Source organism: Brevibacterium sp. CSND-B09, from assembly GCF_052906525.1.
This window is the reverse complement of the sequence record NZ_JBREGI010000001.1, coordinates 1921418-1941714: the sequence shown is the minus strand read 5'-3', so window position 1 is coordinate 1941714 and position 20297 is coordinate 1921418. Positions and strand designations below refer to the sequence as shown.

At 64.7% G+C, this 20297-nt stretch carries 18 protein-coding genes; 10 read left to right on the top strand and 8 right to left on the bottom strand.

The window, feature by feature from the left end:
• Positions 1-125 precede the first annotated feature (125 nt).
• Both ACU4IU_RS08760 and ACU4IU_RS08755 read left to right on the top strand, forming a co-directional pair.
• Positions 126-803 (top strand): HAD family hydrolase, encoded by a 678-nt coding sequence (locus ACU4IU_RS08760; RefSeq protein ID WP_446656472.1) that lies wholly within the window; start codon positions 126-128, stop codon positions 801-803.
• A gap of 172 nt (positions 804-975) precedes the next feature.
• Positions 976-3189, top strand: coding sequence for an HNH endonuclease signature motif containing protein (locus ACU4IU_RS08755; RefSeq protein WP_446656471.1), 2214 nt, complete (start codon positions 976-978; stop codon positions 3187-3189).
• 131 nt (positions 3190-3320) lie between these two features.
• On the opposite strand, the gene ACU4IU_RS08750 is transcribed toward ACU4IU_RS08755, so the two are convergent.
• A complete protein-coding gene (locus ACU4IU_RS08750) occupies positions 3321-4931 on the bottom strand; it encodes a nucleobase:cation symporter-2 family protein (protein WP_446656470.1) in 1611 nt (536 codons plus the stop codon).
• Positions 4932-5381: 450 nt separating this feature from the next.
• Here ACU4IU_RS08750 and ACU4IU_RS08745 point away from each other — a divergent pair, with 450 nt between their 5' ends.
• Positions 5382-6926 (top strand): 8-oxoguanine deaminase, encoded by a 1545-nt coding sequence (locus tag ACU4IU_RS08745; protein WP_446656469.1) that lies wholly within the window; start codon positions 5382-5384, stop codon positions 6924-6926.
• A 115-nt stretch (positions 6927-7041) separates the two neighbouring features.
• Here the strand turns inward: ACU4IU_RS08745 and ACU4IU_RS08740 are convergent, their stop codons facing one another.
• A complete protein-coding gene (locus ACU4IU_RS08740; protein ID WP_139467678.1) occupies positions 7042-7527 on the bottom strand; it encodes a hypothetical protein in 486 nt (161 codons plus the stop codon).
• A 145-nt stretch (positions 7528-7672) separates the two neighbouring features.
• Here ACU4IU_RS08740 and ACU4IU_RS08735 point away from each other — a divergent pair, with 145 nt between their 5' ends.
• Positions 7673-8140: a DUF2871 domain-containing protein gene (locus ACU4IU_RS08735; protein WP_376905147.1), complete on the top strand. Its 468-nt coding sequence runs from the start codon at positions 7673-7675 to the stop codon at positions 8138-8140.
• Positions 8141-8298: 158 nt separating this feature from the next.
• Here the strand turns inward: ACU4IU_RS08735 and ACU4IU_RS08730 are convergent, their stop codons facing one another.
• Both ACU4IU_RS08730 and ACU4IU_RS08725 read right to left on the bottom strand, forming a co-directional pair.
• A complete protein-coding gene (locus ACU4IU_RS08730) occupies positions 8299-9108 on the bottom strand; it encodes a MerR family transcriptional regulator (protein ID WP_446656468.1) in 810 nt (269 codons plus the stop codon).
• A 72-nt stretch (positions 9109-9180) separates the two neighbouring features.
• Positions 9181-9927, bottom strand: coding sequence for a FadR/GntR family transcriptional regulator (locus ACU4IU_RS08725; RefSeq protein ID WP_172173036.1), 747 nt, complete (start codon positions 9925-9927; stop codon positions 9181-9183).
• 188 nt (positions 9928-10115) lie between these two features.
• On the opposite strand from ACU4IU_RS08725, the gene eat reads away from it, so the two are divergent.
• The 6 genes from eat to ACU4IU_RS08695 are packed head-to-tail and all read left to right on the top strand — an operon-like array spanning position 10116 to position 16786.
• Complete coding sequence (gene eat, locus ACU4IU_RS08720) at positions 10116-11552, top strand: ethanolamine permease (RefSeq protein ID WP_139467681.1); 1437 nt, start codon at positions 10116-10118, stop codon at positions 11550-11552.
• A 47-nt stretch (positions 11553-11599) separates the two neighbouring features.
• Positions 11600-13018, top strand: coding sequence for a glutamine synthetase family protein (locus ACU4IU_RS08715; protein WP_172173034.1), 1419 nt, complete (start codon positions 11600-11602; stop codon positions 13016-13018).
• Entirely contained in the window at positions 12999-13769 is a 771-nt protein-coding gene (locus ACU4IU_RS08710; RefSeq protein WP_446656467.1) for a gamma-glutamyl-gamma-aminobutyrate hydrolase family protein, read from the top strand. The genes ACU4IU_RS08715 and ACU4IU_RS08710 overlap by 20 nt, the downstream gene beginning before the upstream one ends.
• A complete protein-coding gene (locus tag ACU4IU_RS08705; protein ID WP_446656466.1) occupies positions 13766-15133 on the top strand; it encodes an aldehyde dehydrogenase family protein in 1368 nt (455 codons plus the stop codon). The genes ACU4IU_RS08710 and ACU4IU_RS08705 overlap by 4 nt, the downstream gene beginning before the upstream one ends.
• A 43-nt stretch (positions 15134-15176) precedes the next feature.
• Positions 15177-15953, top strand: coding sequence for a 3-oxoacyl-ACP reductase (locus ACU4IU_RS08700; protein ID WP_139467685.1), 777 nt, complete (start codon positions 15177-15179; stop codon positions 15951-15953).
• Positions 15954-15982: 29 nt separating this feature from the next.
• A complete protein-coding gene (locus tag ACU4IU_RS08695; RefSeq protein ID WP_446656465.1) occupies positions 15983-16786 on the top strand; it encodes a type 1 glutamine amidotransferase in 804 nt (267 codons plus the stop codon).
• 97 nt (positions 16787-16883) lie between these two features.
• Here ACU4IU_RS08695 and ACU4IU_RS08690 read toward each other — a convergent pair whose 3' ends face one another.
• The 4 genes from ACU4IU_RS08690 to ACU4IU_RS08675 all read right to left on the bottom strand — a co-directional run bounded on the left by ACU4IU_RS08690 (position 16884) and on the right by ACU4IU_RS08675 (position 20223).
• On the bottom strand, positions 16884-17726 hold the full coding sequence (locus tag ACU4IU_RS08690) for a hypothetical protein (RefSeq protein ID WP_446656464.1): 843 nt from the start codon (positions 17724-17726) through the stop codon (positions 16884-16886).
• Positions 17723-18340 (bottom strand): DUF6114 domain-containing protein, encoded by a 618-nt coding sequence (locus ACU4IU_RS08685; RefSeq protein ID WP_446656463.1) that lies wholly within the window; start codon positions 18338-18340, stop codon positions 17723-17725. Before ACU4IU_RS08685 ends, ACU4IU_RS08690 begins: the two co-directional genes overlap by 4 nt.
• Positions 18340-18954, bottom strand: a complete 615-nt coding sequence (locus ACU4IU_RS08680; RefSeq protein WP_139467688.1) for a DUF6230 family protein — start codon at positions 18952-18954, stop codon at positions 18340-18342. The genes ACU4IU_RS08685 and ACU4IU_RS08680 overlap by 1 nt, the downstream gene beginning before the upstream one ends.
• A 339-nt stretch (positions 18955-19293) precedes the next feature.
• Positions 19294-20223 (bottom strand): LysR substrate-binding domain-containing protein, encoded by a 930-nt coding sequence (locus ACU4IU_RS08675; protein ID WP_446656462.1) that lies wholly within the window; start codon positions 20221-20223, stop codon positions 19294-19296.
• Positions 20224-20297: the final 74 nt, after the last annotated feature.

Here is a 20297-nt window from a genome sequence, read left to right as displayed (position 1 = left end):
GGGGCAGCAGGGACGGTGTCGGTCGGCACGGTGCGACAGCGGCAGCATCGGGTCCGCGAGATTCAGGGACGAGCCGGCGTGGATGCCCGTGATTGCGCGTCAGTGCCGGGTGGCAGAATCGGAGTATGGCCCCACTTCCGAAATTCTCCGCCGTCCTCTTCGACTGTGACGGAGTCCTCGTCGATTCCGAAAGCATCACGAACGGCGTCCTCCACCAGATGCTGCAGGAACTCGGCTGGCAGCTGAGCGCCGAGGAGTGCATTGCGCGATTCGTCGGCAAGATGCTCCGCGATGAGGCTGATGTCATCGAGGAGCACACCGGATTCCGCATCGGCGCGGAGTGGATGGAGGAGTTCCGGCGGCGGCGCAATGCCCAGCTCGAGGCCTCCCTCCAAGCGATTCCGGGGGTCGTCGATGCCGTTCACCGCATCGCCGAGAGCTACCCGGGCAGGATCGCCTGCGCTTCGGGAGCGGATCGTCCGAAGATCGAGCTGCAGCTGCGCAAGATCGGCCTGTTCGATGCCTTCGAGGGTCGGATCTTCTCCGGCATGGAGCAGCCGAACTCGAAGCCCGCCCCGGACGTCTATTTGGCAGCAGCCGAATCCTTGCAGATCGACCCCGCCGAGGCGGCCGTGATCGAAGATTCCCCCACCGGCGTGATCGCCGGCGCTGCGGCCGGATCCCGTGTGCTCGGGTTCTGCCCGGATTCTCCGGTTCATCAGAGCGTGGAAACGCTGTTGGCAGCGGGTGCCGCCGAGACCTTCAACGCGATGGACCAGCTGCCCGGCCTGCTGACTGAGTAGGTTCCTGGCTCGCCGAGCCTCGGCTGGGGCAAAACTTCATCATCAAAATACATCAAACAGCACCCAAATTCGCAGAGATTCTTTTCGTAATCGAATTGTGACATTCATATCTTCTCCTTGGGAGTAAAATAGAGTCAAGGCATTCACATCGACGTGAAAGGCGGCGAGATCGATGAAGGATCCTCAGGATCCGGGCAACAACGGTCTCGAGCGTGCCTCGAATGAATCAGTCTCCGGTTCACCCGCGACATCGGCAGACCTCTCTTCATCACCTCAGGTTCCTCTGATCGGCCCCGACTCACCCCGTCGTCTCGACGTCGAACCCGATTCGCCGATGGCCGTGGTCGTCAGTCTGGCTCATTTGAGCACGGGAGTTCGCCTCGCCGAATTCCAGGCCATCGCGGGCCTGTTTCTGACCGATGTCATTGAGAAGCTCCGTTACGCCGAGGGCGACAAGATCTACTATCACTCAACGTTCACCGAAACGGCCGGCCGCTTCATCACGGCACGTGACGGACTGCTGCCTGAAAAGGACGACTTCGTGGACCCGTGGGCATCCACCGGCTTCGTTCTCGAAGACCGCGCTCTCGACGGGTCTGATGACGCTGATTCCTCCACCGGCACTGCCGTCGACGACAGCGAACCCGGGGAGAGCATCGTCGAGCAGCCACTGGCTCCGCCGGCAGCCCCGCTTCCGAATTTCCCCAAATTCGGACTGCACAAATCCTTCAACAGCTGGGTCCACGACCTTGCCACGCGCGAAGAGATCGCCGAGCTGACCACGGTCCTCGGCTCGACGAGCAACGGTGCCTACAACGAGATCACGAACGCCGTGACACTGGCGTTCGGACTGCCGAAGTTCCTGCAGCGCTGCCTCGCCGGTGAATTCACGATCGAACACGTACTTGCAGCGACCCGTGCCATCAAAGACGTCGCCTTCGAATATCTGCCCCGTCTCGATGCCTACCTGGGCGACCGCCGTGCCGATATCACTATGGAGACCTTCAAGAAGTCGCTCAACCTCAAGATCGCGGCACTCGTCCCGGTCGACGACCGGACCGAACTGGCCGAGAAGCGTCGCCGGGTCGACATCATGAACTACCCCGACGGCACCGCCTCGGTGACCTTGTCCGGACCCGCCGTGGAACTCAACGCCTTCTACCTGCGCATCGAAGCATTCGCCCGAGCGATCCGCAACGGCAACATCTCGGCGCTCTCCGAAGAGAGCACCGCCGGCCTCGAGGTCGCCGACCAGGACAGCATCGCCGCCCTCATGTTCGACATCGCCACTCGAGCGACCCCGCAGATGAGCATCGCCGTGACGACGCACGACACCACAACCGGTGAGACCACCACGAACGAGATCGCTCTCGAAGCCGCCGACGGCTCGGACTCCTCGGTCGCCGACGAATCCGACTCCACGGCTCCGATCACGGCAGCCGCGGTCGATCGTGCCGTGCAGGAGGCGCAGAGCGAAGCGGAAGCGACCGCCAACACCGGCGTCGAGGTGACGACCACCATCAAGCTCGTCATGCCCACCCACGGGCAGTGGGTGCGAGAGCAGGCGAAGATGATGGTGACGGTTCCCTACCTCACCGCGGTGGGAAAGTCGGAGCTCCCGGGGACGTTCTCCGACGGCACCCCGGTGCCGCCCGACGCGGCACGTGCGCTCGCAGGCGAGAGCCCCACTTGGCACCGGATCCTCACCGATCCCGCCACCGGGACACCGATCGATGCCCGCTCGCGCAGTTACTACATCCCGGCAGACGTGCGCGCGCCCTTGGTCGGCAGATGGCAGTCCTGCACCGCTCCAGGCTGCACTCGACGAGCGGAGACCTCGGAAGTCGATCACATCATTCCGTTCGACCATGCCGATCCGGCCCGAGGCGGTCAGACGACGTTCGAAAACCTCCACCCGCTGTGCAAACCCGACCACCAGGCCAAGACCGACCGCAGGCTCGCGGTCCGAATGACCGAGGACGGGGCAGTGGAGTACTCCTTCACCCGCGGAGTCGTCGCAACAATGTATCCACCGGACAACCCAATCAACGCCGAGCACGCTCGACAGGTGGAGAACTATGACCAACTGCCGAATCTGCTCGACCGGCAGAATCCCGTCGACGCGGAGCAGCTTCGCGACGTCGGAAATCTGGGCCCAGCCGGACGACTCGACAATACAGATGCATTTCGCCCTCCTGAACCAGAGGGCCACACCGCAACAGGGGGCTCCGAACCAGTAGCCTCTGAGCCAAGGGACTCCGAACCAGGCTCCAGGGAACGAGGGGACAAGTGTGCCCCGACCGCTGGCGCCAAGCCCGTCTCGAGCGTCGGCCGGGAGCCCCCGTGGAACGACTATTGGGACTCCGGAGATCCTCCCCCGTTCTGACGGCGGGTTCGATCTGACGGCCCGCCCGATCTGACTGCAGCCCGAAATCGCACGAGGCCCCGGACGCGCGCCTTCGCAGACGGCGGCCGGGGCCCGTTCGGTGTATCCGGGTCCAGCTGGCGTATCTGGCCTCAGTTACCGTCCTCGGCGATGAGGCGGCGGACGTCTTCCTGAGTGCGAACCTCACCCTTCTGGGCGGCGTCGACGACCTTCTCGTGCTGCTCCTCGGTGACGACCGGAACCTCTTCTCCGTTGCAATCGACGATCTTGCCGTCCTTGACGGTATCGCCTTCATAGAGGATGGCTTCGTTGTCGATGAGTCGCTGCAGCTCTTCCTTGCGGATGACTCGTCCGGTGCCGGCCACGAAGACCGACCGATCAGAACGGTCCTTCGTCTTCACTCCGATGTGGTTGAAGACGAGGTTGAGCAGCACGGCCATGAGAGTGGCCGAGGAGATGCCCGAATGGAGGATGATGCCGACCCAATCCGGGAAGGCATTGTAGAAGTCGGGCTCGACGACCGGGATGATGCCGAAGGCCAGCGAGACCGCCACGATGATCATATTGAGGTTGCCCTCGTACTCGACCTTCGACAGCGTGCGGATGCCCGACGCGGCGACCGTGCCGAAGAGCACGATGCCCGCGCCGCCGAGAACCGGAGTCGGGACCGCCGCAACGACCCCGCCCATCACGGGCAGCAGACCGAGAACGACGAGGATCGCACCACCGGCCGTGACGACGAAGCGCGACTTCACGCCGGTGATCGCCACCAGGCCGACGTTCTGCGCAAATGCCGACTGGGTGAAGGAGTTGAAGATCGGCGAGACCGCCGACGACAGCATGTCAGCGCGCAGGCCCGATGCGATGCGCTTGGAATCGACCTTCGTATCGACGATCTCTCCGACGGCGATGATGTCCGCCGTAGTCTCGGCGAAGGTGACGATGATGACGATGAACATCGAGATGATCGCCGCGGCCGAGAATGTCGGCATACCGAAGGCGAACGGCTCGGGGAACGCGAAGATCCCGCGATCGAGCACATGGGAGAAATCGGCCCAGCCGAAGATGAGGCAGCCGATGGTGCCGATGACGATGGCCAGCAGAATCGACAGGCGGGAGATCACCGCGACGGGAATCCGGCTGAGGACGAGCACGATGGCCAAGGTGACCACGGCGATGAGGATATTGCGCATGCTGCCGTAATCGGCGGCCTCGGCGTCCCCGCCCATAGCCCAGCCTGCGGCCACGGGCATGAGTGACAGACCGATCGTGGTGATGACCGTGCCGGTGACCACCGGAGGGAAGAACTTCACGATGAGCGCGAAGGCGGGGGCGACGATCAGGCCGATCACCGAGGCGACCAGCACCGATCCGAAGACCGCAGGCAGACCGTCGCCGCCGGCCAGAATGGACGTCATCGTCGCGACGCCGGCGAACGAGACACCCTGGACCAGCGGCAGCTGCGAGCCGAAGAACGGCACTCCGACCGACTGCAGGATCGTGGCCAGACCGCCCATGAACAGACAGGAGGCGATGAGGAGGCTGATGCCGTTGCCGTCGAGACCGGCGGCATTGCCGATGATGAGGGGAACGGCGATGATTCCGCCGTACATGGTGAGCACGTGCTGCAGACCGTAGGCGAAGGAACTGCCGACAGGAAGCCGTTCGTCCTCCGGACGGGCCGACTTGCTCGCGGCCGCGGACTTGCGGTCGTTGCTGGGTGACTGATGGGATACCGACATCTATCTCTCCATTGAGTGCGTCCTCGGGCGAAGACCTCACTGTGACTGACCGACCTCAGTGGCCGGTGTAGCGTCCGAGCGGGCATCAGATCGACCGAGGGATCGGTTGCATAATTCCGTTATGCGAAAGGAAATTTCCTTATCGCAAAACTCTAAAGGAATACCATTTTCGCCGCAAGCCATTTTAGTGACCCGCGGCACATGCTAGAGTTCACGGCAGTCGTGTACTCATCCCCCGACGATCTACTGAACGTTCGCTCAGTTCGATGGTTTTGGATCATCGTACCGTCTCGCCGATAGGTGGGTACAGTCGGGGATCTTGGATGGGATACCGACCGGCGGAGCAGCAGACGCCGGAAAACCTGAGCTGGTGGCGTCAGCCCCAGTTCTGTCGCCACTGACCAATAGTGCGCGCTCGACGCGCACGGTTCAAGAGGGAAAGGCGACATGATGACCGAAAGCAATGGAACCGGCACACCGTCAGCAGGAAGCTTCTCGGCACCAGGAAGCTCATTCAATACGGGAGACCGCGCATCGAGGAACTCCCCGCTGCCGGGGAACTCCCCGGCTTCCGGGAACACATCGACCGCGCGACTGTGGCTGCGCGATCCGCTGGCCGTCCACCTCGGTGCCGGTGTCGATCCGAACCGGGCGGCGCGGGGAATCGTCATCGACCCCGCCACGGGAACTATCGTGGAACTCGTTCCCGCCGGTGGCGAACCCACTTCATCCGGGGCCGGCGGAACCGCCGGTGACACGGCTGCCCTTGAAGTCATCGACGCCTCGGCGCATGTCATCACTCCCGGGCTGATCAATACCCATCATCACTTCTACCAGACGCTGACCCGTGCATGGGCGCCCGTCGCCGACCTGCCGCTGTTCGGATGGCTGCAGAACCTCTACCCGGTCTGGGCCAGGCTGACCCCGCGCGCGCTCGAACTCGCCACGACCGTGGCGATGGCCGAACTCCTCGAATCCGGATGCACGACCGCAGCCGACCACCACTACCTGTTCCCCACCGGCATGGACGAGGCCATCGACATCCAGGTCGACGTCGTCCGGAGACTCGGCATGCGTGCCATGCTGACTCGCGGGTCGATGTCACTGGGCCAGGACGACGGCGGACTGCCCCCTCAGCAGACCGTCCAGGACTCGGAGGTCATCCTCGACGATTCCCGCCGTCTCGTCGAGACCTACCACCAACGTGAGCCCGGCGCTCAGATCCAGATCGGCTTCGCCCCATGCTCCCCGTTCTCCGTGACCACCGAGCTCATGCGCGATTCCGCCGCACTCGCTGCGGAACTCGATGTCCGCCTCCATACCCACCTGGCCGAGACCATCGACGAAGAGGACTTCTGTCGCGAGACCTTCGGCCTGCGCACCGTCGACTACCTTGAATCCGTCGGCTGGCTGGGGGAGCGGACCTGGTTGGCGCACGGTGTGCACTTCGACGATTCGGAGATCGGCCGCCTCGGCGCCGCCGGGGTCTCCGTCGCCCACTGCCCGACTTCGAACATGCGGCTGGCCTCGGGAATCGCCCGCGCCGTCGAACTCGAGGACGCCGGAGTCAACGTCGGACTCGGTGTCGACGGATCCGCGTCGAATGACGCCTCGAACCTCATCCGCGAGGTCCGGCAGGCGCTCTACATCCAACGTCTGCGCTACGGCGCCGAGGCGGTCACCTGCGGCCGCGTCCTCGACTGGGCGACGAAGGGATCGGCGGCGGCACTCGGACGCGACGATCTCGGCACCATCGAGGTGGGCAAGCAGGCCGACCTCGCAATGTTCCGCCTCGACGGCCTCGCTTTCTCCGGATCGCACGACCCGATCCCCGCACTCGTCCTCTGCGGTGCAGAGAAGGCCGATCGCGTGATGGTCGGCGGTCAGTGGCGGGTCGTCGACGGCCACGCCATCGGCGCGAGCGGACACGCGCTCGACAAAGAAGCGCTCATCGCTGCGCATCAGGAGGAGGCGCGCCGCCTCGTTGCAGGGTGAGTTCCGGCTGAGGTCGGATGACGTGGTGGGCGGGTGCCGCCTCGGTGGTCGTGGTCCGGGGCCTCATCCGATGGGCCTCCGGTACGGGCCCGGGCACGAGGAGGATGCCGCCCGCTCAGTCCTCGGGTTTGCGGAACACCTCGCGCAGGTGGTCGCCGGTGAGGAAGTCGCCGACGCCGATCATGACCAGGCTGAACACGATCTGCTCGGTGATCATCCAGACCGGGTAGAGGCCGGGGATCGCGGCCATGACGAGGGTGATGACGGGGAAGATCTGCGTGAACAGGCGCAGGCGCTGGTATCCCCAGTAGAAGCCCTTCGTTGCGCGCCAGAAGAAGTAGAAGAGGGTCACGGTCATGCCGAGGACGACGATCGTGCGCATCCACACGGCGAACGGCACCGGTTCCCCGGCCCGGGCGATGAGCACTGCGTAGACCACGGCTCCGAAGCCGAGCACGAGTTCGAACACGAGCAGCCAGGTGATCCACGCGAAGGCGCGTTTGGTCTTCGGGTGTGCGAGGCCGTCCGAGGGCACGACGATTCCGGCTTTCCTGCCGCCGGCGAGGCGGTCGATCTTCGCAAGCAGGTTCTCCATGGCCATGCCTCCAGGCTAGCGGGATCACGAGCTCCGGAACCGATTTTCGGGGCCTCAGGACCCTGTGTGATGGAACATCAATCGAAAGTTGGGGATGCAGTTCAATCCTGTGGGTCAGGAAACCGCGCCCGCGTGCTGATGAAGTGGAAGCATGAAGAAGATATTCAATGCAGCGTTCACGTACATGATCATCGGCGTCCTCTCGGGACTGTTCTACCGCGAGTTCACCAAGGCCAACGACTTCCCCTCCGGCGAGTTCACGCAGCTCGGCCTCGTCCACACCCACCTGCTCACACTCGGCTTCATCGTTCTCCTCATCGTCCTCGCCCTCGACAAGGTGTTCGGACTCTCCGGCACGAAGCTGTTCTCGTGGTTCTTCTGGCTCTACAACGTCGGCGTGATCCTCACTGCGGGGGTGATGGTCTGGCACGGCTCGCTCACCGTCCTCGGCGAAGAGTCGAACGCCATGATCGCCGGAATCGCCGGCCTCGGCCACATCGCCCTGTCCGTCAGCCTCGTCCTGTTCTTCCTCGCCCTGCGCAAGAAGGTCGTGGTCGGCAAGGCTGTAGCCGATAAGGCTGTGACCGAAGGCGCGGAGGCGACTTCGCCGTCGCGCTGACCGGGACACCTTCGCCGTCGCGCTGACCGGGACACCGTCGCCGAGGCGGTTCCGCAGCGTCGTTCAAGGCGAACCGCGTCTGTCGATCCGTACACGAACCGACAGACGCGGTTCGCCTTGAATGAGGGAACGGAACCCTGCCCCCTCGGGCGTCGCCGTCACGCGATGATCGGCTGCTGGAGCTCGACGATCCACCCAGTTTGGTCGGAGTTGTCTGCGGTGTCGTCATCGGTGTCGAGATAGACCTCGCGGCACGGGCCGGTCAGGGAATACCCCTGACTGATGCACCACTTGGAAAGGTGCTGCCAGCTGGCGCCGATGCGGCTCATCGACCCCTCGTGGATGAGAGTTGCCGCAGTGCACGCCTCCAGCTCTGTGACCTGCAGATCCGCAAGATCCTGAGCTGCTTCCGTGCGATACCCGCAGGTGACCTCGGTCCCGTGTCCGGCGTCGGAGTAGATGCCGATGCCGGCTGCGTGTCGGATCCCCGCCTCAGCGAGACGGTCGGCAACGGTGCCGAACAGCGGTCCGATCTCAGAAGTGTCGAACGGCGGCTCGCCGAGAACGACCGTCTGTCCGAGTACCCTCTCTGCAGGCAGTTCTTTGATGATGCAGTCCGGATGGTTCATAGCAGTCCCTTCGATGAGTGCCAGCCGAAATTCGACTTCGGCCAGCTTCGCGGCTGCAGCCGACTGCTCGGCTCGCAGTTGATGACGACGCAGATTGAGCATGCCGGTCAGCTCGGCCGTGCTGAGGTCGGCGTCTATCAGTTCGGCGATCTTCCGCAGCGAGATCCCCAGGGCGTTGAGCGCCATGATTCTGTTGAGGCGCGGCAGCTGCGCCACCGTGTAGCTGCGGTGTCCGGAGAACGGTTCGACCGAATCCGGAGCCAACAGACCCATCGACTCATAGTGGCGGAGCATGCGCACCGATACCTGCCCCAGCTGCGCGAATTCACCGATCCTCATGTGCTCTCCTCGTCGTCATCGACAGTCCACCACCTGACACGGTGTCAGGTTCAAGAGCATTCGCCGCTGGTCTCACCTCTGTTCGAGGAATCCGCGCAGCAGCTTCTCGGTGCCTTCCGCATGCTGTGCGGCGAGATCGGCGGCACGATCAGGGTCAGAGGCGAGTATGGCGTCGACGATCTCTCGGTGCTGATCGCAGGAGTGCTCGACGTTCGTATGGATGAAGGGGATCCGGTCGAGCAGGGCGTTGACCCGATCGCGAGTGCTCGCTGAGGCGTAGATGAGTGACGGCATGTGCGTGAGTTCGGCGATCATGAGGTGGAATCTGGCATCGAGCACGCGGAACTGTTCGGCGGAGGCGAACACCGTACGACAATCCGTCTCCGCTGCGGTCAGGGCAGCGACCTCGTTCGGAGAGAGGTCTCGCTCGGCGACGATGCGGGCCGCGGCTGTCTCGAGAACCAAGCGAAACCGGACGGCATCATCGAGCTCGCCGGGGTCGATGCGCTCATCGGTGTCGGCGGACGGCAGTCGTGTCACAAAGGTGCCGCCGTAGCGACCGCGACGGGAAGTGACGATGCCCGCAGTCTGAAGCTCGATGAGCGCCTGCCGCAGGGTCGCCCGCGAGACCCGGACCTGGGCGGCGAGTTCGCGCTCGGCCGGCAGTTTGTCGCCGACGAGGTACTTGCCGAGACGGATCGCCCGCAGCAGCTCCGCAATCGTATGTTCGAACACATTTCCGCCGCGCGCATGCTTGCCTCCCGGGCGGGGTTGGCTGCCCGCGGTCCCTGGGCCGCCCGGCTCTTCTGCTCTGTCCAAGTCTGCCTCCTCTCCTGGTCTCGCAACTCAACTCGTCTTCGTTGATTCTTCCACTCTCGCGGAAAATCCTTGACAGTCGTCTGTGAGTCAGATTACATTCGTCTCAGTCTAATGGTCTGGTAACGATCCATTGGGCGACTGTTCGACCACGACGAGATCGAGACTCACCAGAACCCCGAGGGGCAGCCATGAGCAAGAACATCGAATACGGCAATGTCGATGAGCACTACCTCGAGAAGCGACAGTTGAAGAAGGGCGCGGCCGGCTGGATCCTCCTCGCAGGCCTCGGCGTCGCCTACGTCATCTCCGGAGACTTCTCCGGCTGGAACCTCGGGTTGGCCGAAGGCGGCTGGGGCGGCCTGCTCATCGCCTTCCTCCTCATGGGACTCATGTACGTATGCATGGTCTTCGGCCTCGCCGAACTCTCCTCCACTCTGCCGACTGCCGGTGCAGGCTACGGCTTCGCCCGCCGAGCGCTCGGCCCGCTGGGCGGATTCGCCACCGGCATGGCGATCCTCATCGAGTACACGATGGCTCCGGCCGCGATCTCGACCTTCATCGCCGGCTACGTCCAGGCGCTCGGCATTCTGCCCGAATCGGTGCCTACCTGGACGATCTATCTCGTCGCCTATGCGGTCTTCATCGGAATCCACCTATGGGGAGTCGGTGAGGCCCTGCGGCTGATGTTCGTCATCACCGCCGTCGCGGTCATCGCCCTCATCGTCTTCGTGGTCGCCGCGGTCGGCCACTTCGATGCCAGCAATCTCTTCGACATCGAACCCACCGGCGCCCTCGGGTCATCGGCATTCATGCCGATGGGCATCTCCGGCCTGCTCGCCTCGCTCGTCTTCGGTATCTGGTTCTTCCTCGCCGTCGAAGGCGTCCCGCTGGCCGCCGAGGAATCGGCGAACCCGAAGAAGGACATGCCGCGCGGCATCATCACGGCAATGGCCGTGCTCGTCGTCTTCGGCGCCCTCATGCTCCTCCTCGTCCCCGGACTCGCAGGCGCCTCGGCGATGGGGGAATCGGACAATCCGCTGCCCGAAGCCCTGCGCACGATCTACGGCGAGAACTCCGTCCTTGCGACCTTCGTCAACTGGGCCGGCCTGGCGGGACTCATTGCGAGCTTCTTCTCGATCATCTTCGCCTACTCTCGTCAGCTCTTCGCCCTCTCGCGCGCCGGCTACCTGCCCAAGTGGCTGTCCCTGACGGGCAAACGCAAGACCCCGGTCCTCGCCCTCATCGTCCCCGGCACCATCGGCTTCATCCTCGCGATCGCCGTCGACGGCAACGGCGGAGTCCTCCTCAACGTCGCGGTCTTCGGTGCCACGGTCTCCTACGTCCTGCTCAACCTCTCCCACATCCGCCTGCGCGTCAAGGAACCCGATCTGCCCCGCGGCTACCGCACTCCCGGCGGCATCGTCACCACCTCCATCGCCCTCGTACTCGCATCGGTGGCCGTCATCGCCACCTTCTTCGTCGACATCCTCGCCGCCGGCATCGCCGCCGGAGTCTTCCTCATCGCGCTCGCCTACTTCTGGTTCTACTCCCGCCACCACCTCGTCGCGAGCGCACCGGAAGAGGAGTTCGCACAGATCGAGGCCGCCGAGAAGGGCCTCAAGTAGCCCGCACGACCCACCTTCAACCACCCCGCACAGCAAAGGAACGCCGCATGACCGAGATTCCGGTACCCACCTCGCCCACCTCGGAGCAGAGGACCTCCAGAGGGTCGATCCAGGCCGAACCGCTCACCGTCGACGAACTCCGCCGACTCGCCGCCGAGGGCACGATCGACACCGTGGTCGTTGCCATCACCGATCACATGGGTCGCCTTCAGGGCAAGAGGCTCGGCGTCCAGTTCTTCCTCGAAGACGTCATGGACCACGGCTCCGAATGCTGCAACTACCTGCTCGCCGTCGACGTCGACATGGATACCGTCGACGGCTACGAGGTCTCCTCCTGGGAGACCGGATACGGCGACATGGTGATGAAGCCCGACCTTGCGACCCTGCGCCTCCTGCCCTGGCAGCCGGGCAGTGCGATGGTCAACTGCGACCTCCTGACGACCACCGGCGCCGAGGTGGCGCCCTCCCCACGTCAGATCCTCAAGCGCCAGCTCGCCCGCCTTGCCGACCATGGGCTGAGCGCCCATGTCGGCACCGAACTCGAGTTCATCACCTTCGACTCGAGCTACGAAGAAGCCTTCGCCTCGAAGTACACCGAAGTTACGCCCTCGAACCAGTACAACGTCGACTACTCCCTCCTCGGCACCGCCCGAGTCGAACCTCTGCTGCGCGACATCCGCAATTCGATGGCTGGGGCCGGGCTCTTCGTCGAAGGGGCCAAGGGCGAATGCAACTTCGGCCAACACGAGATCACGTTCCGCTACCAGCCCGCCCTCAAGGCGTGCGACGACCACGCGGTGTACAAGAACGGGGCGAAGGAGATCGCCGCCCAGCACGGGAAATCGATCACTTTCATGGCCAAATACGACCAGAAGGAGGGTTCCTCGTGCCATATCCACCTGAGCTTCCGCTCGGCTGAGGGCGATATGGTCATGGCCGGAGACCGCGAGCATGGGTTCTCGACCCTCATGGAGCAGTTCATCGCCGGTCAGCTCGCCTGCATCGAGGACTTCACGTACTTCTTCGCCCCGAACATCAACTCGTACAAACGCTTCGTCGAAGGTTCGTTCGCACCGACCGCGGTCGCCTGGGGCTTCGACAACCGCACCTGCGCCTTCCGCGTCGTCGGCTCGGGACCCTCCCTGCGCGTGGAATGCCGAGTCGGCGGGGCCGATCTCAACCCGTACCTCGCCACTGCGGCTCTCATCGCGGCGGGTCTCCACGGGATCGAGAAAGGCCTCGAACTGCCCGCGATCACGGAAGGCAACGCCTACACCGCCGGTGCCTCCCGACTGCCCACCACCCTCCAGGGTGCCCGCGACCGGTTGGACGGATCGCAGATCGCCGAGGACGCGTTCGGCGACTACGTCGTCCGCCACTACGTCCACGCGGCCGACATCGAACTGGAGGCCTACAACGCGACTGTCACCGACTGGGAGAGGCTCCGTGGGTTCGAACGACTCTGACCCCGTCATCGGCATCAGCTGCTACATGCAGCAGGCCCAGTGGGGAGTCTGGGACACCGAGGCGGCTCTCATCCCGGGCGACTATGTGCGCATGGTCGCCGCTTCCGGGGCGATCCCCGTGCTGCTGCCGCCCCACGGACAGGCCCCTGCGGCCCTCGACCGTGTCGACGGCCTGCTGTTGGCCGGAGGAGCCGACGTCGGATCGTCCGAATACGGTCAGGATCCGCACGAAACGACCGTGTCCCACCCGTTCCGCGACTCGAGCGAGATGATGCTCCTGGCGGCCGCGCGGCAGCGCCGCCTGCCTGTGCTCGGCATCTGCCGCGGGATGCAGGTCATCAACGTCGCCGCGGGAGGCACCTTGATCCAGCATCTGCCGGAGTCGCTCGGACATTCCGACTATCAGCCGGCCCCCGGCGTCTACGGCGAGGTCACGGTGACCACGGAAGCAGGGTCACAGGCCAGGGAGATCCTCGGCGAGGCGACCACGGCACCCTGCTATCACCATCAGGGGATCGACCGCCTCGGCGCCGGTCTGCGTGCGACCGGCCGCAGTCCCGAGGGACTCGTCGAGACTATCGAACCGGACCCGGCCGTGGATCAGACAGGAGACCCGGCTGACGGAGGATGGCTCTTCGCCGTCCAATGGCATCCCGAACACGACCCCGATGACGACCGAGTCGTCCGTGCCCTCGTTCAAGCGGCACGACGACACGCGACAGACAGAGGAACAAGGAGAGCACCGAAGTGAGCACCTACACGGTCATCAACCCGGCGACGGAAGAGCCGATCGCCGACGTCGAACTCGCCGACCTCGAACAGACGGACCGGGCGATAGAGAAGGCGGCGCGGGCCTTCGAATCCTGGCGCGCCGTCGCCCCCGCCGATCGCGCCCGACTCCTGCGGCGCTTCGCCGACAAGGTCGACGCGGCCAACGAAGAGCTCGCCCGGCTCGAGGTGGCCAACGCCGGACATACGATCGGGAACGCCCGATGGGAAGCCGGCAACGTCCGCGACGTCCTCGAATACTACGCGGCGGTGCCGGAGAGGCTCTTCGGTCGGCAGATCCCCGTCGACGGGGGAGTGAACATCACCTTCGCCGAACCGCTCGGCGTTGTCGGTGTCATCGTCCCCTGGAACTTCCCGATGCCGATCGCCGGATGGGGCTTCGCCCCTGCCCTGGCAGCCGGGAACACCGTGGTCCTCAAACCCGCCGAGATCACGCCGCTGACCGCGATCCGCATCGGCGAGCTCGCCCTCGAAGCGGGCTTGCCCGAGGGTGTTCTGCAGATCATCCCCGGCAAGGGATCCGTCGTCGGGGAGCGCTTCGTCACCCACCCGGCCGTACGCAAGGTCGTCTTCACCGGATCCACCGAGGTGGGCAAGCGGATCATGGCCGGCTGTGCAGCGCAGGTGAAGAACCTCACTCTCGAACTCGGCGGGAAGAACGCGAACATCGTCTTCGACGACGCCGATGTCGTGGCCGCCGCGGCCGCCGCCCCCGGAGGCGTCTTCGACAACTCCGGCCAGGACTGCTGCTCCCGGTCCCGGCTGCTCGTCCAGCGCGGGATCTACGACGACTTCATGGCCGCACTCGAATCCTCCGTCGGGTCCTTCGCCTGTGCGGATCCGAGCCGCGAGGACACGGACATGGGTCCGCTGGTCACTGCGACTCACCGGGAGAAGGTCGCCGGCTATGTGGCTGCCGCCGAGGTGGCCTTCACCGGCTCTGCCCCCGAAGGCCCGGGCTTCTGGTTTCCGCCGACAGTGCTCACCCCGCCCGACACAGCGACGGCCGACTTCCGCGAGGAGATCTTCGGCCCCGTTCTCTCCGTCGTCCCCTTCGATACCGAAGCGGATGCCCTGCGCATCGCCAACGACACCGAATACGGACTCTCCGGCTCAATCTGGACGAACGATCTCGACCGGGCGATGCGGGTCTCCCGCGGAGTCGAGGCCGGCAACCTGTCGGTGAACTCGCACTCCTCGGTCCGCTACTCGACCCCGTTCGGCGGATTCAAGCAGTCCGGACTCGGCCGCGAACTCGGCCCCGACGCCGTGTCGGCATTCACCGAGGTCAAGAACGTCTTCTTCGCGACCCGGCCAGTGCGCTGACCCATCCACCTGCCACCTCATCACCACGATCATCAGGAGAATCATGACCACTGCGGCAAACCGACTCAAGGACAAGATCTGCGTCATCACCGGCGGTGCCTCGGGCATCGGACTCGCCAGTGCCCGCCGTCTGACCGAAGAAGGCGCGAAGGTCGTCATCGGCGACCTCGACGAAGTGCGTGGACCCGAGGTCGCCGACGAGCTCGGCGGACTCTTCGTGCGAGTCAACGTAGCCGATGAGGAGGAGGTGAAGAACCTGTTCGCCCGCTCTGTCGAGCACTTCGGACGCGTCGACGTCGCCTTCAACAACGCAGGCATCAACCCGACCGACGACAATTCGATCCTCACCACCGACATCGAGGCTTGGGCGAGGGTGCAGACGGTCAACCTCACCTCCGTCTATCTCTGCAGCAAGTACGCCCTCGAGCACATGGTCAAGCAGGGATCGGGGTCGGTCATCAATACGGCGTCGTTCGTCGCGCTCATGGGAGCGGCGACTTCGCAGATCTCCTACTCGGCGTCGAAAGGCGGAGTCCTGTCGATGAGCCGTGAGCTCGGCGTCCAGTTCGCGAAGGATGGCATCCGCGTCAACGCACTGTGCCCGGGACCGGTGAACACCCCGTTGCTGCGTGAGCTCTTCGCCTCGGACCCCGTGCAGGCGCAGCGGCGACTCGTCCACTGCCCCGGTGGGCGCTTCGCCGAACCTGAGGAGATCGCTGCCGCCGTGGCCTTCCTCGCCAGCGACGACTCCTCCTTCGTCAACGCCTCGACCTTCACTGTCGACGGCGGCATCTCCTCGGCTTACGTCACCGCCGAATAGGGGCGCACGGAGGGTGAGAAGATGGGGCCATGACTTCCGTGAGAATCCTTGCCATCGAACACGAACGTGGCACCGGACCGCAGAGGTTCGGTGAATGGCTGATCGAAGCCGGCGCCGAGGTGGTCGTGGCCCGTCCTTACGTCGGCGAGGTGATACCGGAGCTCGGTTCGTTCGACGCCCTCATCGTCCTCGGCGGATCCGCGGGGCCCACCGAGGACGATGAGAATCCCTGGTTCCCCGAGGTCAGGGATCTGCTTCGCCGGTCGATCGCGGGAGAGTTCCCAAGCCTCAACATCTGCCTCGGCGGGGAGATGCTTGCCGTCGCAGGTGATGCTCCGATCAGGCGGCGGGCGCACCCGCAGATCGGGATCTACGAACTGGGTGTCACCTCGGCGGGGGCATCCGACCCGGTGTTCGGGGCGCTGGCCGGTGGTGGGTCAACCAGTGCTGGGGAGACTGAAGGGGAGTCGCTGCCCTCCGTGCTCTTCCATCAGGAGGAGATGGCGCTGCCGCCCGGAGCCGAACTCCTGATCACCGGTTCCGACGCCCCGGTCCAGGCTTTCCGCCTCGGCGAATTCGCGTGGGGCACTCAGTTCCACCCGGAGACCGATGCCGCGCAGATCGCTCGCTGGCTAGACGGCAACGACCTGGCCCTGCCGGCCGGCAAGACCGAGGACTCGATCATCGCCGAGGTCGAGGTGGACGATTCCGCTCTCGTCGACAATGGGAGGCGATTGGCTCGTGCCTTCGTGGAATTCCTGGAGGGCCGGCGTCGGGCAGGCCGGGAATGCAAGCTGGAATGCAGACAGCAAAGCACGAAGGCCGCGGACTGAGTCCGCGGCCTTCGGGCCTGGCCTTTCTGGGCTGAGCTCGGCCCCGTCGGGTGGTTCCTCCTCACGGTGAAGGAGGAACCACCTCGGCGATGGTGGGTCAGTCTTCGGCCTTCTTGAGCTTCTGATCGGTGTTGGTGTAGTAGATCCCATCGGCGGTCGAGCCGACGAGCCCCATCGTCACTCGCAGCAATCCGGGTTCGACGTCATCCATGGGCGGCGGCGTCTCCGGTCCCAGGGTGAGCGACTTTCCGTCCTTCGTCGTGGCGGTGATCGAGCCGATGTACACGGTGACATCGCCCTTCAGCGTCATCGTGTCGGCCGTCGTCACCAGTCCATACTCCTCGTCCGGCGGCTTCACCGTCAGCGAGAAGCCTTCGATCGAGATCTCTTCGGCTTGCAGCTTCAGAGTCACGATGGACCCGCCGTCAGCGGTGGGCACCGAAACGAACGAAATGCCCTTCAGACCCTTGAACGAGAGTCCTTCCGAACCCATTGCGGCCGGAGTCTTCGTGAAGACCGGTGCGTTCTCATCCATCTGTGCATCGGACGGGAACTCACCATTGCCCTCTTTCTCCGAGTCTTCATCCTCGTCCTCGGTCGGGTCGTCGCTGGGCTCATCGAGTCCCAGACCACCCGGGTCCGTAGGTTCGTCGGACGGTTCCCCCGTCGGTTCCTCGCTCGGTTCATCCGTGGGGCCCGGTGCGGGCAGCGAGGGGTCTGACGTCGGTGGATCACTGGGCTTCACCGGCATTCCGGGCGACAGGCTCCCCGCAGGTGCGGAGTCCTTGGCCTTTGCGGAATCCTCGTCATCGCAGGTGCCCACGAGTGAGCACAGCGGTGACGAGTGGGCGGCTGCAACCGAACCCGCCCCGAGAGTCGTCGGGAGGATCAGGACAGCTGCCGCGAGGATTGAGGCCGTGCGGCGGCTGGGTGCCCTCATGCAGTCTCCCCCTCAGCGGCTTCGGACTCCTTCGGCCCACGCGGTCCCATCCATGCGACGATGAGGATCGCGCCGATGGTGGACAGCAGCATGCCGATGATGAACCCGCCGAGGTTCACTCCGATGAGTGAATAGACTGCGAGGACGAGAGCGATGATCCCGTAGAACACATGATGCGTGGGACGGAAGATCGACAGCAGAGCGAGGACGACGATGGCGATCGGAACCACCGTCGCCTGCAGACCCTCGATGCCGAACTGGATCTGCATATTGCCGAGGTCCAGCTGACCGGAGAAGAAGAGCTCGATTCCGCCGAGGACGGCAAGCACGCCTCCGATGAAGGGCCGCTGCCGACGCCAGTGCTTGAACCCCCGGCGCTTCTTCTCGGCGCCTTCGGTCATCTCGGCTCCCTCGCTGTTGTCAGCATCCCCCGCCTCCGGCGCCGGGACGGCGAATTCTGCCGTCTCGACGCCGGATTCGGTGTGGTCGCTCTGTTCGTTGGCGCGTCGACTCCGCCGGGACAGCGCAAGCAGGCTCGTCTTCTGCACGGTGTCCTCCTGTTCGGCGGCCCCCCGTTCATCGGTCGGCTGCCCGTTGGCTGCTGAGTCCCTCATCAGTCGCACTGCTCAGATCCGTCGGTGAGCTTCAGCGACATGTCCTTGAGGGTGAAGACCGAGGCCGTGGTCGACCAGGAATCTTGCTTGAGGTCCTTGATCGAGATGGTGTCGGAGTCCTGGGCGAAGTCGCCCTTGCTTCCCTTGGCCTTCGTATTGACGTCGGAGGCATCGACGCCGATGCGGATGTTCTTGAATTCCGCATCGCCCTTGAGGCCGGTCATGCCGATCTGCAGATCCTTCGCCGAGGCGGGGGTGCCCTTTCCGCCGGCCTTGATAAGGATGCCCACCTTGCCCAGAGGAGTCTCCTGGACGGCCGACTGGCAGAGGTTCTCCAGGGTCGCATCCTTGATGTTCGCGGTGACGACGGCGTGCTTGCCGCCCTCGGCGTCCTTGGCGACTCCGCTGTACTGGGAGAATCCGGTTCCCTCGAGCTGCGACGAGGCGATCTTGAACTGAGTCCCGGAGATGGCGAACGAGACCGGCACCGCGCCCTGGGCCACCCCGCCCATGAGCATGGCTGAGACGACACCCGTGGGAATTGCGACCATGGCGATGCGACCGGCATGGGATGAGACGAGCCTGCGGATGAGGCTGGGATTGCGGAACTTCATTGATCCTCCTTGACCACCGAAGGCTCGGTGGGCATCAGCGTGTGACGTAAGTTACTACGGGGTGTTACCCGACAGTATCGCGGGTGAAGTTTGAGCGTCAACATCTTTTGTCGACGAGGCTCGCAAGGGCGCGGGTGCGAGCGGTCGTGCGGCCAGGTTCCAAGCAGTCGTGTCGGATCATCACGTTCATCATCGGCCCAGGTCAGACGATGCGTCAGCGGCGACCGTGGGAGAGATCTGAATCACGAGCGACGCCCCGGAGGACCCGCCCGAGACGACGGAATCCGAGGAAAAGCAGTTCGTGAACAAAACTTTCAAAACTCAGCTGGATCGGCACGCTCAGGGCGTTGCGAACTCAGCGGCGAGAGCCGCGCGCAGGGCGATGATCCGCGGAGTCCGGGCACTGCCGCGACGGATCGCCGTCGAGATCCGCCTGCTCGCAGGTTCCGGCAGCCGGTGAGTTGAGATCGTCGCAGAATCGATGCCTGCGTTCGCTGCGGCCGCCTGCAGAGACATGCGCGGAACCAGCGCCGAGGCGAGGCCGAGAGCGACGAACCGGACGAGCAGGAGGATATCTGAGGACTCGGTGCGCACCTCGGGTTCGAAGCCTGCCCTTCGGCATTCGGCGCGCGACCAGTGTCCGGCGCGGGTATCGGCAGGCTCCATGGCCCAGGCATGGTGGGCGCACCCATCGAGGCTTGGGACTGAAGGCGGGCCCGAAGAGCCGGAGTCAGCGGCTGCGGGAGTGATGAGGCAGAGCTCGTCGTCGCCGAGCACCTCGGTTTCGACTCCCTCGTCACGGCGTGCTGGACGCGACGGATAGTCCTCCTGGAGGACAAGATCGAAGTCCCGGGCGAGTAGTGCGGGGACGGCATCCTCGGTGCGGATATGCGTTGTGATGACCGTGAGGTCGGGATGGTCCCGGGCCAGCCGGGCGAGCGCGCCGGGCACGATAGTGTGCAAGGCCGTCTGGAAGGCGGCGACGCGCACGGTGCCGCCCACACGATGCCGGACCTCGGCGATCTCGGCCTCCGCGGCTTCGAGCTCACGCAGGACCGCCTCGGTGCGGGCGACGAGGATCTGCGCTTCCTCCGTCAGGCGCACCCCGCGACCCACGCGTTCGAGCAGCTGTGCGCCGACCTCGGACTCGAGGATCTTGAGCTGATGGGAGACCGAGGACGGGTCCTGGCCCAGAGCGGTCGCGGCCGCGGCCAGACTGCCGCGGGCTGCGACCTCTCGCAGCAGACGGAGTCGTCTGAGACTGAACATCGTGCCTCCGGTGCAGGGTGAACTCTGAACGATGCAGGTCAAAACATGAGGGAATTTCATGAGTAATGGTGGAA

Bases quoted from the DNA above. Each gene is read 5' to 3' on its own strand.
- ACU4IU_RS08760 (WP_446656472.1), top strand. From the start codon at position 126: ATGGCCCCACTTCCGAAATTCTCCGCCGTCCTCTTCGACTGTGACGGA.
- ACU4IU_RS08690 (WP_446656464.1), bottom strand. From the start codon at position 17,726: ATGAGGGCACCCAGCCGCCGCACGGCCTCAATCCTCGCGGCAGCTGTC.
- ACU4IU_RS08740 (WP_139467678.1), bottom strand. From the start codon at position 7,527: ATGGCCATGGAGAACCTGCTTGCGAAGATCGACCGCCTCGCCGGCGGC.
- ACU4IU_RS08700 (WP_139467685.1), top strand. From the start codon at position 15,177: ATGACCACTGCGGCAAACCGACTCAAGGACAAGATCTGCGTCATCACC.
- ACU4IU_RS08680 (WP_139467688.1), bottom strand. From the start codon at position 18,954: ATGAAGTTCCGCAATCCCAGCCTCATCCGCAGGCTCGTCTCATCCCAT.
- ACU4IU_RS08685 (WP_446656463.1), bottom strand. From the start codon at position 18,340: ATGAGGGACTCAGCAGCCAACGGGCAGCCGACCGATGAACGGGGGGCC.
- ACU4IU_RS08755 (WP_446656471.1), top strand. From the start codon at position 976: ATGAAGGATCCTCAGGATCCGGGCAACAACGGTCTCGAGCGTGCCTCG.
- ACU4IU_RS08695 (WP_446656465.1), top strand. From the start codon at position 15,983: ATGACTTCCGTGAGAATCCTTGCCATCGAACACGAACGTGGCACCGGA.
- ACU4IU_RS08745 (WP_446656469.1), top strand. From the start codon at position 5,382: ATGACCGAAAGCAATGGAACCGGCACACCGTCAGCAGGAAGCTTCTCG.
- ACU4IU_RS08675 (WP_446656462.1), bottom strand. From the start codon at position 20,223: ATGTTCAGTCTCAGACGACTCCGTCTGCTGCGAGAGGTCGCAGCCCGC.
- ACU4IU_RS08730 (WP_446656468.1), bottom strand. From the start codon at position 9,108: ATGAGGATCGGTGAATTCGCGCAGCTGGGGCAGGTATCGGTGCGCATG.
- ACU4IU_RS08715 (WP_172173034.1), top strand. From the start codon at position 11,600: ATGACCGAGATTCCGGTACCCACCTCGCCCACCTCGGAGCAGAGGACC.
- eat (WP_139467681.1), top strand. From the start codon at position 10,116: ATGAGCAAGAACATCGAATACGGCAATGTCGATGAGCACTACCTCGAG.
- ACU4IU_RS08750 (WP_446656470.1), bottom strand. From the start codon at position 4,931: ATGTCGGTATCCCATCAGTCACCCAGCAACGACCGCAAGTCCGCGGCC.
- ACU4IU_RS08735 (WP_376905147.1), top strand. From the start codon at position 7,673: ATGAAGAAGATATTCAATGCAGCGTTCACGTACATGATCATCGGCGTC.